Here is a 13,634-nt window from a genome sequence, read left to right as displayed (position 1 = left end):
CCGCGACGGGCAAGTTCAAAGCTGATGCCGATTCCTACTGGCTGATCACCCGGAACAGGCTGGTGGCGGGCCAGCCCTCGCCCTCCAGCAGTTGGGATTCGACCACCGTGCTGAGCGGGCTCCAGGGGCCGTCCAGCGCCGGAGCCGTCTCCACCCGGTAGCTGAGCGCGCCGGGGACGTCCTCCCAGTCCAGCAGGTGGCTGGCGCCCACCCGGCTGATCGACACCACGGGCGCGGCCAGCGGCGTGGCGCTGGCCCAGCTCCAGAACAGGGGGATGCTCCGCGTGCCCGCGCTGCTCACCAGGGTCAGCGCGCTCTGGCCGTCGCATGGGCCGCTCAGGGTCACGGGTACCAGCGCGCCGGCCCCCGGAGCCAGACTGGCGGGCCAGGTGCCCACGCTGATGCAGGCCGGGTCGCTGCTGCTCAGGCTGCTCAGGCTCAAGGGGCTGCCGCCCGGGTTGCCCAGCCAGAGCTGGACCGTGAGCGGGCTGCCCGCACAGGCCACCTCGAGGGTGTCGGGAAAGGCGCGGAATTCGGCCGGCGTCGGCGGGAGGTCGGCACCCCCCGCCAGGGAGTTCAGCCGCAGCAGCAGGCCGGGCTGTTCGATGAAGGGGTTGCGGTTGTGCTGCAGGACTTCGATGTCCTGGTTGCGCATGATTTCCTTGTTGGAGACCGGGTCGCTCTGGTGCCAGGCGCGCAGCACGCTCTCCTGGCCGGCCATCCCCAGGAAATCGCTCAAGTTGCCGTAGCGCAGCGCGAAGTACATCACGGCGCGGGCACAGTCGCCCTTGTGCAGGTCCCGCGGTTCGAAGACAGTCTGGCCCGTGGCGTTGGTGCCGCGGTCGGCTCCGCCGATGGGATAGCCGGACGAGGAGACCAGCACCTCGCCGAAGGGCAGGTTGCCCCGGCTGCTGTTGATCCAGCTGTCCGTGGGAAAGAGGTGGTGCAGGTCGCTGCGCGCCACGCCCTCGGCGCCGTAGGACTGGGGCCAGGTGTGCTCCGTGTTCATCACCGCGTTGTCCGGGATCCCCGTGGTCTGCACGTCCAGGCCCGTGTAGACGCACTCCACCCAACCGTTCACGTTGTCGAGGTCGCTGAACATCTCCAGCCGCGCCGCGTCGTAGGAAAGGGCGGTGTGGCCGCTCACCAGATCGTTCAATTCCACTTTCAAGGCGCTGCCGCTCAGGTTGAACGTGCTGTCCCACGTGCTGCCTGGATAGTCGCCGGCCGCGCTGAGTGGCAGGGCCGTGGCGCCCCAGTCGCCCTCCGCCACCAGCCAGCCCGTGTACTGCAGGTTGTGGGGTGGCTGCACGCTCACGGTGACCGTCACCGTCTGGCCCGGGCCGATGAGCACGCTGGCCGGCGCGCAGCTGAAGGGCAGGCCCAGGCAGGAGAGGGTCTCCACCCAGACGGGCACGCTGCCCGGGTTGCTCAAGTGGGCGTAGGCCGTCCCTGTGGCCGTGGTCAGGACGGTGCCCAGTGCCAGGCTGCCCTCCGTGAACACGGGCGCCGTGACCTGGGGCGCGGGCGGGGCGTCGTCCACCGTGTACGAGACCGGCGCGCTGGCGGCCATCAGCCCCTCGTCGTCCACAGCCTCCAACTGGAACTCCACCACGGCGCCGTCGGGCTGGGCCGGCAACACGGCGCTCCAGAGGGCGGGCGGACCGGCGCTCAGACTCAAGGCCTGCGGGCTGCCCGCGTCGACGGTGTAGTGAAGCGTGGCCGCCACCACGACGCCGTCGTCCGTGATCTGCGCGCTGACCGTGACGGTCTGGCTGTGGGTGGGCACCAGCGGGCTGTGGGCCAGTTCGCTGATCACAGGCGGGCTCTGGACGGGCAGCGTGTAGCTCGCCAGCGCGCTGCTGGACGAGAGGCCCAGCTCATCCACGGCCGTGATCTGGTAGCCCACCGTGACTCCCCCCGCCTGGCCGGGGATCTGGCCCGACCAGCTGGGCGGCGCTCCGGCGCTCAGGGGCGTCACGATCCAGCTGCCGCCGTTCAGTTGGTAGCGCAGGTCCGCGCTGGCCACGCTGCCGTCGTCGCTCAGGTTGGCGCTGATGGTGACGCTCTGTCCGGCGGCGGGATTGGCCGGCGTGCGGCTCAGGTCGGCGATCACGGGCGGCGTGTTGCCCCCCGTGGAGTGACTGCCCAGGTCGTCCCAGGTGTCCACGGCGCTCACGATCCACTCGGAGCCGGCGGCGTCGCTTCCTGCGGAAGCGCTCCAGATAGTGTTGCCTTGGCTGACGGTGGATTTGCGCACCAGGGTGTGATTCACCGTGCCGTCCGTCACGCCGGCCACGGCCCAGGCCGAGCCGGGATCCGTCCCCAGCACGCCGATGGCGTCGATGAGCACGTTGTTGCCGGCGATGACCTGATAGAGGCCCACGAAATCGTCGCCGTTCCAATTGGCGAAGCCGCTGCTGGTGACGTCGGCCAGCGCCAGGATTCCTGCGGCGGCGGAGGCGTGGCTGACCACGAAGACCTCGCCTGCGGCCAGCGTGCCGCTGAACGTGTAATACGTGGGCGTGGCCCCGCCGTTGGAGGCCAGGGCGAAGCGGTAATCCGCCAGATTGAGGGCCGCGCCGCTGCCGTTGTAGATCTCCAGCGCCTTGTTGTAACTGCTGCCCTCGATGTACTCACTGATGAAGACCTGGGCCGCCCGGGCCGGAAAGGTCAGCAGGAGCAGGGAGAGGGAAAGGATCAGGCGACGCATGGCGGTCTCTCCTAGTGCGGTCCCCACGGGACGGATGGATGCTCAAAACGTTGGGCGTTGGGCAGCCTATCTACCAATTTGGACCGGCTTTCCAAAGCTGGGAACAAGGACTTCTCCTCCAAACCCGTTTGCCGCAAGCCGCCCGCCCACAAGCCCAAGCTCAGTGCTCCAGATGCAGGAGGGATGAGAAACGGCGGCCCCGCAGGGCCGCCGTTCATGAGGTGTCTGTAGCCGCGGGAAACAGGATCAGTTGGTCGCCACCACCTTGAAGAAGGCGCGACCCGTCACCGTGGCCGTATGGCTGGTGGCGCCCGCCGTGGCGACGCCGGCATCCCACCCGCTGTACCCGTCCGTGGACGTGTACACGACGTAGTCTGTGGCACCCGCCACCGGGGCCCAGCTCAGGGTCGCCGTGGCGCCGGAGACGGCGATGGTCACCGCCGGCGCGGCCAGGGCGGTGAGGATGTCCGCCTGGAAGCGCGGCAGCAGCTGATAACCGGAATCAAAGGGCGTGGCCGTGTCGAACTGACCCACCAGCGCGCGCAGGGTGAACTCGCCCGCGGGGGCCATGCCCTCGTCCAGATCCGTGTCCTTGTCGATCTGCAGCGCATAGCTGTCCGTGCCCTGCCACACCGTCAGGGTGGCGTTGGCGCCCGGAGCCGGCCAGACCGCGCCGGGATCCAGGGTCAGGCCCGTTACTTCCACCAGCCGGGCCTCGTAGGCTTCCGGGGTGGCGATGAGCTGCGCCAGCGTCACGGCCAAGGGGGCCACCAGGCCGGAATGGCCGGTGATCTCGGAATACTCGCTGGGATCCAGCTCGATCAGACCGTTGTAGTTCTTCACGATGCCGATGGCCTGGTAGTCGTCGCCCAGCTGCAGGCCGGCCGGCAGGGCCGCCGTGCCGTAAACGGCCATGCTGCCCGTGGGGCCCGTGATGTAGACCGGGCCGCGGGTGGCGTCAAACTGGTTGGTGGCCGTCACGGTGCCGCAGACGAACACGCGCTGGTTGACCATCAGCGGCACGCCATTGGCGTCCAACACGCGGATGTCGGCGATATTCGCACAGGGGAACACGTCGTAGACGGTGTAGGAATAGGTGGCGCCCGTGGAGGTCTCCGCCTGGTCGTCCGTGGCGGTCACGTAATAGTCCACCACGGCCAGGTCGGCCTGGGCGGGCAGGCTGGCGCCGTACAGGTCGCCCGACACCACGCTCATGGGCACCGACAGGTAGCCGCCGCCGTTGACCTGGTAGAACAGGCTGACGCTGGTCACAGTCACGTCGTCCACCACCGTGGCGGTGACGGTGACGGGCTCGGTGGAGGTGGGCACGTGGGGAGCGTGGGCCACGCCGCCGATGCTCGGGGGCTGATTGCCCGTGAAGATGAAGTCCGCCAGGCTGCGCGGAATCAGCTGGTAGCTCTCGAAGTAGGGGGTGACGGCATCAAACTGGCCGATGATCGCCCGCACCGTGAACTCGCCCGCGGGGGCCACGCTGCCGTCGATGTCCGTGTCACGGTCGATGAACAACGCGAACTCCACGCTGCCGTCGGTGACGTTCACCGTGCCGTTGCTGCCCGCGTTGGGCCAGACCGAGCCCACCACCAGGGACAGGCCCGACACTTCCACGAACTGGGCCTCGAAGCTCTCGCCGTCCGCCGCCAAGGCCAGCAGGGTCGTGCTCACCGGAGTGGGCTCACCCGGATGGCCGACGACGTTCAGGAAGGTGGGAGTGACCATCTCCGTCAGGCCGTTGTAGAAGCCCACCGTGCCCGTGGCCTGGACCTCGTCGCCGATGGTCACGCCCGTCACGAAGCCGGCGCCGTAGAGGGCCATGCTGCCCGTGTCGCCCGTGATGTAGATCGGGCCGGCGGCGCCCAGCTGGTTGCTCATGGTCACCACGCCGCACAGGCTGCGCACGGCGCCCAGCAGCAGGGGCGAGCCGTTGGCGTCATTGGCCCGGATGGTGGAGATGTCGGCGCAGGGGAAGCTGTCCATCACCGTGTAGGACAAGGTGCCGGAGACGGTGGTGTTGGACTCGTTGTCCGTGGCCTCCACGTGGAAGTCCACCTCGGCCAGGTCGGCCTGGGCCGGAATCACGGCGCTGTACGCCGGCGCCACGCCCAGGGTCATGGCCACGGTCTGGGCCGCGCCGCCGTCCACCGAGTAGACCAGGTTGACGCTGGTCAGGGAGACGTTGTCCGTGGCGTTGACGCTCACCGTCACCGCCTCGGAGCTGGTGGGGAACTCGGGCAGGAAGGCCAGGCCGCCCAGGATGGGCATGCCCGTGTCCACGAAATGCGTGCCCAGGTCCGTGAAGGTGTCCACCGGGTTGATGATCCACTCCGAGTCGCCGGCGTTGGTGCCGGCGGACAGGGCCCAGTTGCTGTTGGGCTGGGAAACCGTGGGCTTGCGGTTCATGGTGTGGTTCAGCGAACCCGCGACGTCGCCCGCCACGGTCCAGCTGGTGCCCGGATCGGTGCCCAGCACGCCGATGACGTCGACCAGCACGGGGGTGCCGGCCACCATCTGGTACAGGCCGACGAAGTCGTCGCCGTTCCAGTTGGCGAAGCCGTTGCTCAGGGTGTCGGCCACGGCCAGGATGGCCGCGTTGGAAGCGGAATTGGCGACCACAAAGACGTCGCCCGGGGCGACGTTCTTGTTGAATTGGTAGATGGTGGCCGTGGCGCCGCCGTTGGAGGCCAGGCCCAGCCGGTAGTCGTCCATCATGTTGATGCTGGCGGCCGTGCCGTTGTAGATCTCGATGGCCTTGTTGGTGGCCGTGCCTTCGATGTATTCGCTGATGAAGACGCCGGCAAAGGACCGTGCGGCCAGGATCAGCATCAGGCCGCCCCAGAGTGCTTTTTTCATGGATTCACCTCAGTTTGAAAACGCTTTCGCCGTTGCTTTCTGTTGGCCGGGGTCTCCCTCCCGGGGCTTCCCCGCGACGCCAGGATGCCGCCTGTTCGTGAGTCCGGCGTGAGCGGGCTCGACGGCGCGGCAGGCGGTCCGGCGCGAACCGGGACTTCCAGCAAGAATCATGCCTTGCCCCAGCTTGCCAAAGCTGCCGACCTGCATTGAGCAACTCCCTGCGCGTCAAGGCTTTCGTACAGTCCCGGCGGAGACGAATCCCGGTGCTGCGGAGCCCGGGTGCCCGATTCGGGCGGGGTCCGGCGGTGAATCCGGGCTTAGCCTTGAAGCTCTTGGGTTTCGGCTTGTTCAAGTTCCGACAGGCAGAGTGCGGAATCAGGCGGGGAAGGTCCGCAAGAACAGCGGGTTGGGAGGGAGCGGTGGCGAAGCGGGGATCAGGCCAGCGGAGGCGGGCCGGGGAGCCGGGCGGCCGGCTCGGCGCAAAACACTTCGCTCAGCACGCGGTGCACCAGACGGGCGGCCAGGAAGTCCGGCGCACCGTTGCCCGGCATGGGTTTCAGCTCCACGACGTCCAGACCCACCACTTGGCTGTGCTGGCAGACGCGGCGGATCAGATCCATCAGCTGGATCCACGTCAGACCGCCGGGCTCGGGCGTGCCCGTGGCCGGCATCTGGCTGCTGTCCAGCCCGTCCAGGTCGATGGTCAGCCAGGTGCGGGCGCTGAGCTGCGCGGCCACCGGCTCCAGCCAGCGCGGATCGCGGTGGATGCGGTGGGCGGGATGCACCCGGGCGGGGTCCAGTCCGGGCAGTTCGCTGGCGTCCAGGCTGCGGATCCCCACCTGGATCACCGGTCCGCCCTCCCGGGCGCGGGCCATCACGCAGGCGTGGTTGCAGGGCGAGCCGTGGTACTCCTCGCGCGTGTCGGCGTGGGCGTCCACCTGCAGGATGGTCAGCTCCACCAGCCGGGCCTGCGCGGCGCGAATGGCCCCGATGCTGACGCTGTGCTCGCCGCCCAGCACGACGGGAAAGCGGCCCGCGTCCAGCAGTCCGCCCACCACTTCGGCCACGCGCAGCGCCAGCCCGGCCGGATCCTCGTCCGGGGTGAGCGGCAGCGCGGGCAGCGTGCAGATGCCCAGCCCGTGCACCTGGCAGTGGGTCTCCATGTCGTAGAGCTCCACCTGGGCGGAGGCCTCCAACAGGGCGGCGGGACCGGCGTCCGCCCCTTTCTGGTACGTGGAGGTGCCGTCGTAGGGCACGGGAAGCACGACGATGCGCGCCTGCCCGTAGGCGGAGTCTTCCGGCTCCAGGCCGAGAAAAGCCCCGCCGGAGCCGGCGATCAGCCGTTCCAGCAACATCTGGGATTCCTGCTTTGGGGACCGGCGGCGCCGGGCCCGGGATCAGCGCATCGGTTCCAACCGATCGGCGCAAACGTCGGCCGGTTCCACCAGCATGCCGCGGGGGAACTCGCTGCCACGTTGCACCAGGTGCACCTCGGGTCGGCGACTGCCGAAAGCCTCGATCAAGCGTTCGCGCGCGCGCTCCACGTCGAAGGTCTTGCACGAGAACAGGTCCACGAAGCAGTACTTCTTGCGGGGGAAGGTGTGGACCGAAATGTGGCTTTCCGCGATGATGACCGTGCCCGTGATTCCCTCGTCGTCGGGCACAAGCCCTTCATAGGGAAACACATACGGTTGGGTGATCTTGGTCATCCCAATCTCGTCGGGCAGGGTGTTGAGGAGGTTGAAGATGTAGGGGAGGTCATTCAGACGGGAGACGTCACAATCTCCCAGATCGAGCATCAGGTGAGGGCCGAAGCCGGCGTCAACCATGGTCATGTCGCATAAAACCCCCTGTTCGGCGCGCGCTCACTGCCGCTACGCCATGAACCGGGTCCGCCTCGCCGCTTCTGCGGACGACCTTGGACGGCCCGGCAAGGCCCGACAAAAAAGGAAGCCCAATGTTATGGTCTCACGCGGGGATTGTCAACTCACCGCGGATAAAAGCCCCGGTTTTCCTGTCAGACCTGGGCGGGATCCCGGCCCTTGGCCGGACTAGCCTCCCGCACGCCCGCGCCCGGGCCCCGGAACCCGGCCGGGAGAGTCCCGACCGGGTCCTGGAGCAGCGGTTCACGGTTCGCTAGAGCAGCTTCTTCAGCGCGTCCACCAGCGTGGGACGGCCGATCTCCTGCAATTCGTAGTAGACGCGCGTGGACGGCTTGTTGATCTTCAGGATGCGCCGCAGGTCGATGGGCGTGCCGATGATCACCGAGTCGCAATCCGTGGCGTTGATGGTCGTCTCCAGGTCCTTCACCTGCTGGTCGCCGTAGCCCATGGCCGGCAGCAGCGTGCCGATCTCCGGGTACTTCTCGTAGGTGAAGGCGATGGTGCCCACCGCCCAGGGCCGCGGGTCCACGGCCTCGGCGGCGCCGAACCGCTCGGCGGCCACCATGCCCGCGCCGTAGGCCATCTCGCCGTGGGTCAGGGTGGGGCCGTCCTCCACCACCAGCACGCGCTGACCGAGGATCAGCTCCGGCTCGTCCACCTGGATCGGGCTGGCGGCGTCGATGATCAGCGCCTCTGGATTGGTGCGCCGGCAGTTGGCGCGCACTTCCTCCACGTCCTCGGGTTGGGCGGTTTCGATCTTGTTGATGACGATGACGTCCGCCTTGCGCAGGTTGGTCTCGCCGGGATAGTAGCTGACTTCGTGACCCGGACGGTGCGGATCCACCACCACGATCTCGATGTCGGCCTTGTAGAAGGGCGTGTCGTTGTTGCCGCCGTCCCAGAGGATGATGTCCGCTTCCTTCTCCGCCTCGCGCAGGATGGCCTCGTAGTCCACGCCGGCGTAGATCACGCCGCCCATGGCGATGTGCGGCTCGTACTCTTCCATCTCCTCGATGGTGCACTTGTGCTTGGCCAGGTCCTCCACCACGGCGAAGCGCTGCACCTTCTGGGCAGCCAGGTCGCCGTAGGGCATGGGATGACGCACGCTCACCACCTTCTTGCCGGCGGCGCGCAGGATCTCGATCACCCGGCGCGTGGTCTGGCTCTTGCCCGAGCCCGTCCGGCTGGCGCAGATGGAGACCACGGGCTTGGAGCTCTTCAGCTCCGTCAGGCGGCCGCCCAGCATGCGGAAGTCGGCGCCACAGGCGTTCACCAGGGACGCCTTGTGCATGACCACCTCGTGGGGCAGGTCGCTGTAGCTGAAAACCACCTCTTGGATGCCGTGGGTGGCGATCAGCGCAGCGAGTTCGCTCTCGTCGTGGATGGGAATCCCCTGCGGATAGAGGGACCCGGCCAGCTCGGCGGGATAGCGCCGGCCGTCGATGTCCGGGATCTGGGCCGCCGTGAAGCAGACGACCTCATATCGGCTGTCCTGGCGAAACACGCAGTTGAAATTGTGGAAGTCGCGCCCGGCGGCGCCCATGATCAGAGTCTTGATGCGTTCCATCTGGCTCTTCTCTATTTGGAAGTGTTTCCGGCCGGCCCATCCGTCCGGATTGACAACTGTTCGCTTTCAAGTTAGAAAACCGACAGGCTTCTGGCGACTCGGGGGGAGTCCTCGATCACCACAGAGACACAGAGGCACAGAGATTTCAATTGGAATGTCGAGGAGGGATGGGGCCGCCTGCCACAATCCATCTAAAAACTGTGCCTCCGTGTCTCTGTGGTAGGATCCCCGCCGGCTACGTGAGGGAGTCCCGCCGATGCCAGGAGAAGCTGAGCAGCAGGCCCATGATCACCATGCAGGTCCAAAGGAAGCTGCCGCCGTGGGTCAGGAAGGGCAGCGGCAGGCCTGTGACGGGCATGATCCCGATGGTCATCCCCACGTTCACCACCACGTGGAAGAGCAGCAGGGCCGCGAAGCCGGTCATCACCAGCCCGCAGAAACCGTTGCGATGTTTGAGCGCGATCACCAGCGTGCGGGTCAGCAGCAGGGCGAACAAGCTGAGCACGATCAGTGCCCCGGCGAAGCCCCACTCCTCCCCCACCACGCTGAAGATGAAGTCCGTGTGCCGCTCGGGCAGGAAGCTCAGCTGGGTCTGCCCGCCCTCCATGTAGCCCTTGCCCCAGACCCCGCCCGAGCCGATGGCCACCTTGGACTGGATGATCTGATAGCCCGCCCCCAGCGGATCGGACTCCGGATCCAGGAAGACCAGGATGCGCTTCTGCTGATACTCGTGCAGGAAGCCCCAGAGGCTGGGCAGGGCGAAGCCGATCCCGGCGCTGATGGAGAGCGTGGCCGCCATCACCCAGATCCCCACCTCGCTCAAGTAGAGCAGGGTGGCCAGCAGCAGGATGAAGACCAGCAGCACGAAGAGGTTCAGGCTGCAGAGCGCGGCCGCCAGCGGCGAGAGCAGGATGGCCACCCAGCTCCAGGGCAGGCCGGCGCGGATCAGCATGGGGATGGTGACGAAGGAGTACACCAGGGCCGTACCCAGGTCGGGCTGGCTGATCACCAGCAGCAGGGGCACGCCGGCCAGGGCCAGGGCGCCCAGCACCCATTTCAATTGGGTCAGGTCGGCACGGTTGTCCGAGAGCAGGCGTGCCAGGGCCAGCACCAGGCCCAGTTTGCCCACCTCCGAGGGCTGGAAGCGGAAATCCCCGATGCCCAGCCAGCGTTCAGCGCCCATGCCCACGATGCCCATCAGGTCCACCAAGAGCAGCAGGGCCACGCCGATCCCGTAGGCCACCCAGCTGATGGCGAACCAGAAACTGGGCGGGGTCAGCGCCGCGAACAGCAGGATGGGCAGGCCCATCAGGAACCAGAGCAGCTGGCGCAGGCCGTAGTCCGTTTCCCCGGTCCCGCTGGCGCTGTGCAGCACGGTCAGCCCGATGGCCATCAGGGCCAGGAAGGCCAACAGCAGGCTCCAATCCAGCTTGCGGCGCAGCTCGTCCAGCCAGCTCATCGCCCGCCTCCCGCTCCGGATCCCGGCAGGGGATCCAGGCCCCGCAGCCGCGGCAGTTCCGCCGCCGGCAGCGGTTTGGGCGGGGCGGCCAGGGAGTCGGCCGGCTGGGGGGCCGCGGCGGCCGGGGGCCAGCGGCCCTCCTTCTGGTCCAGCCAAGCCTCGAACAGGGCCGTGGCCAGCGGGGCGGCGGCCGTGCTGCCGTGGCCGGCGTTCTCCACCAGCACCACGGCGGCCAGCTCCGGGTCGGGCTCGGGCATCCAGCCCATGTACCAGGCGTGGGCCTCGCCGTGGGGATTCTCCGCCGTGCCCGTCTTGCCCGCCGCCTGGAAGCGCGCCCGTTTCTGCCCGTGGGCCGTGCCGCCGGGCTCCTCCACCACCGCCCGGCAGGCGTCGCTGATCAAGGCCCAGGTGCGCGCCGAGAGCTTCACTTCCTTGCGCGGATAGGAGAGCAGCCGCTCCTCGTTCAGGGCGTGATCGATCAGGCGCACGCCGAAGTGCGGCGTGGGGCCGTTGCCCCGCGAGGCCAGCAGCCCGGCGTAGCGCAGCATTTGCATCGGCGTGACCAGGATCTCCCCCTGTCCGATGGCCAGGTTGAGCATGACGCCGCGACTCCAGCCACGCTTGCCGAAGCGCTTGTCGAACCAGGCCACGTCGGGCAGCAGGCCCTCGCGCTCGCCGTCCAGGTCGCAGCCGGTGGCCTCCCCCAGCCCGAACCACGCGGCCGCCTCGCGGATGTGGTCCGGGTTGAGCCGCAGGCCCAGTTGGTAGAAGTACACGTCGCAGCTCTGTTGGATTGCCTTGCGCAGGTTCACGCGGCCGTGTCCGCCCAGGTTCCAGCAGTGGGCCGTCCGGCGTCCCAACTGCAGGGCGCCCGTGCAGGTGACGCTCCAGTTCTCGTCGATGATGCCCTTCTCCAGGGCCCAGGCGGCCAGCGCCGGCTTGAACAGGGAGCCCGGCGGATAGAGGCCCTGGATGGTGCGATTGAGCAGCGGGCGCGCGTCGGCGTCGTTGAGCGTGGCCCAGACCTCCGGCGGCATCCGGCCGCTGAAGTGCTCCAGCTGAAAGTCGGGCGCCGAGACCGCCGCCAGGATCCGCCCGCTTTTGACCTCCATCAGCAGGATGGCGCCGCGCCGGTTGGCCAGCAGGCTCTCCGCCAATTGCTGCAGGTCGCGGTCCAGCCCCAGCTCCAGGTCCAATCCGTTGCGCGGCGTCTGGGGCGGCAGCAGATAGGTGGGCCCCAGCACGCGACCCAGCACGTCCACGCGCAGATACTCCACGCCCTTGCGGCCGCGCAGGTCGGCGTCGTAGAAGCGCTCCACGCCGCGCCGGCCCAGCAGGTCGCCCGGGGTCCCGTCGGGCAAGAGGCCCTTCTCCAGCTCCTCCTCGTCCACTTCCCCCAGGTGGCCCAGCACGTGGGGCGCCAGTGGCTCGGGGTAGTGCCGGCGCGGCTCCACCAGCACCTGCAGGCCGGGAAAGTCCAGCCGATGCTCGGCCAGCACCACGCGCTGATCGAAGGTGATGTCGCCCACCAGTTTAACCGACTTGAGACTGTGGCGTCCACCCTGCTTCAGCCGGCGCAGCAGAAAGGCCGGATCCCAGCCGAAGGCCGCCGCCAGCCGCGGCACGGCGCTGGAGTCCTTGAGCAGCGTGGCGGGAATGCCGTAGAGCGTGTAGGAGGGCCGGTTGTCCGCCAGGATCCGCCCCTGGCGGTCCAGCAGCAGGCCGCGGTGCGGGGCGATCTCCTGGGTGCGGACCTGGTTGCGCTTGCTGCGGTCGTCCCAGTCCGCCGCGCCGATGATCTGCATCTGGACCAGGCGGCCCAGCAGCAGCAGCAGCAGGACCAGCTGGGCCAGTACCAGCACGGTGCCGCGCAGCTGGATGTCGGCCGGTTGTCTCACCGCAGGCTGCCCCGGCTGCGCGCGCCCGTGCCGGGCAGCCAGTTCAACAGCTGGAAGAGCACGAGCGTGTAGGCCCAGACCGGCAGCGCCAGCCAGAGGCTCACCTGGCCGGGATGATAGTCCATGCCCCGGTAGCGCAGGTTGGCCAGGAAGAGCTCAAGCGGCGCCAGCAGGAGGGCGCAGCGTCCGAGGAGCAGGATGGGGTGCAGGCGGCGCCCCGTTCCCAGGAAGCGCGCGGCGAAGAAGCCCGCGCTCACCGCCGCCAGGGCCCCGGCGCCCAGGGGATCCAGCGCACCCACGGCGTCGAGGCCCAGGCCCGCCAAGAAGCCCAGTAGAGCGCCCTGCCAGGGGGCCAGGGACATGGAGACCCAGATCACGCCCAGCAGCAGCAGGTCCGGCGCGCGTCCCTGGATGGCCAGCAGGTCACTCCAGGCCAGCTGTAGCAGCAGGCAGAGAATCAGCACGAGCCAGCGCATCAGCGGCCTCCCGGCTGGCTGGGCGGCGTGGACGAGCCCGTCACGATCTGAGTGGAGGCACTGGAGTCCGGCCGCAATGGGGCGGTCGACAGCAGATCGCGGCGCAGGGAGTCGCCCGCGCCGCGCCGCACGATGTAGACCTCCTCCAGGCTGCCCAGCCGGCGGATGGGCTCCACGCGCACCTCGCGGAACAGGCCGCCCGACTCCAGCACCCGGGAGACCACGCCCACGGGCAGGCCGCCCGGGAAGCGGCTGCCCGCCCAGGCGCTGAGCACCGTGTCGCCCACGGCCACGGGGCTGGAGAACGGGATGTCCTGCAGGATCAGCTCGTCGGCGCCGCCCGCCAGCAGGCCCTCCTCCCGCGTGCGCTGCAGCAGTGCGCGCAGGCGGAAGTCGCGGTGCCCCAGCAGCAGGGCGCGGCTCTCGGCGGGGCCGGGTTCCACCAGCAGGCCCACCAGGCCCCAGGGGGTGACCAGAGCCTCACCGCCGCTCAGATCGTCGCGCGTGCCGCGGTCCAGCACCACGCTCTGGGGGCCGAAGGAACTGCCGCGGGCCAAGATACGGGTGGGCAGGTAGGACAGGCCGGGCCGGGGCTCCAGCGCCAGCAGCTCGGCCAGCCGCTCGGCCTCGCGGGCCAGCTCCTGCAGGCGCGAGTTCTCCACGAAAAGCACGGTGGCCCGCTGGCGCAGCTCATGGTTCTCCCGCGCCAGGTCCACCCGGCGGGGCAGCCAGGAGAGGACCTGCAGGGGACCCGCGGCCAAGTGTAGCAG

General features: G+C 68.8%; 9 protein-coding genes. All 9 read right to left on the bottom strand.

All coding sequences use genetic code 11. From position 1 onward, the window contains the following. Positions 1-34: 34 nt before the first annotated feature. Complete coding sequence (locus tag WC326_06425) at positions 35-2,713, bottom strand: endonuclease (protein MFA7330693.1); 2,679 nt, start codon at positions 2,711-2,713, stop codon at positions 35-37. Positions 2,714-2,959: 246 nt separating this feature from the next. Then, entirely contained in the window at positions 2,960-5,581 is a 2,622-nt protein-coding gene (locus WC326_06420; GenBank protein ID MFA7330692.1) for a lamin tail domain-containing protein, read from the bottom strand. Between the two features lie 434 nt (positions 5,582-6,015). Then, positions 6,016-6,936 (bottom strand): agmatinase, encoded by a 921-nt coding sequence (gene speB, locus WC326_06415; protein ID MFA7330691.1) that lies wholly within the window; start codon positions 6,934-6,936, stop codon positions 6,016-6,018. Positions 6,937-6,978: 42 nt separating this feature from the next. Then, positions 6,979-7,416 carry an S-adenosylmethionine decarboxylase gene (locus WC326_06410; GenBank protein MFA7330690.1) on the bottom strand — a complete coding sequence of 146 codons (438 nt, stop codon included), beginning with the start codon at positions 7,414-7,416 and terminating at the stop codon, positions 6,979-6,981. A gap of 301 nt (positions 7,417-7,717) precedes the next feature. Continuing rightward, the gene (locus WC326_06405) at positions 7,718-9,031 is read right to left on the bottom strand and encodes a cyclic 2,3-diphosphoglycerate synthase (protein ID MFA7330689.1); all 1,314 of its coding nucleotides are present in this window, start codon (positions 9,029-9,031) and stop codon (positions 7,718-7,720) included. A gap of 235 nt (positions 9,032-9,266) precedes the next feature. Continuing rightward, positions 9,267-10,490 (bottom strand): rod shape-determining protein RodA, encoded by a 1,224-nt coding sequence (rodA, locus tag WC326_06400; protein MFA7330688.1) that lies wholly within the window; start codon positions 10,488-10,490, stop codon positions 9,267-9,269. Continuing rightward, entirely contained in the window at positions 10,487-12,388 is a 1,902-nt protein-coding gene (mrdA, locus tag WC326_06395; GenBank protein MFA7330687.1) for a penicillin-binding protein 2, read from the bottom strand. Before mrdA ends, rodA begins: the two co-directional genes overlap by 4 nt. Next, on the bottom strand, positions 12,385-12,864 hold the full coding sequence (locus WC326_06390; protein ID MFA7330686.1) for a hypothetical protein: 480 nt from the start codon (positions 12,862-12,864) through the stop codon (positions 12,385-12,387). Before WC326_06390 ends, mrdA begins: the two co-directional genes overlap by 4 nt. Continuing rightward, complete coding sequence (mreC, locus tag WC326_06385) at positions 12,864-13,625, bottom strand: rod shape-determining protein MreC (GenBank protein MFA7330685.1); 762 nt, start codon at positions 13,623-13,625, stop codon at positions 12,864-12,866. Before mreC ends, WC326_06390 begins: the two co-directional genes overlap by 1 nt. Between the last annotated feature and the right edge of the window lie 9 nt (positions 13,626-13,634).

The sequence above is a fragment of the Candidatus Delongbacteria bacterium genome (assembly GCA_041675285.1).
Lineage (GTDB): Bacteria > CAIWAD01 > CAIWAD01 > CAIWAD01 > CAIWAD01 > CAIWAD01.
This window is presented reverse-complemented; position numbering and strand designations above follow the sequence as displayed.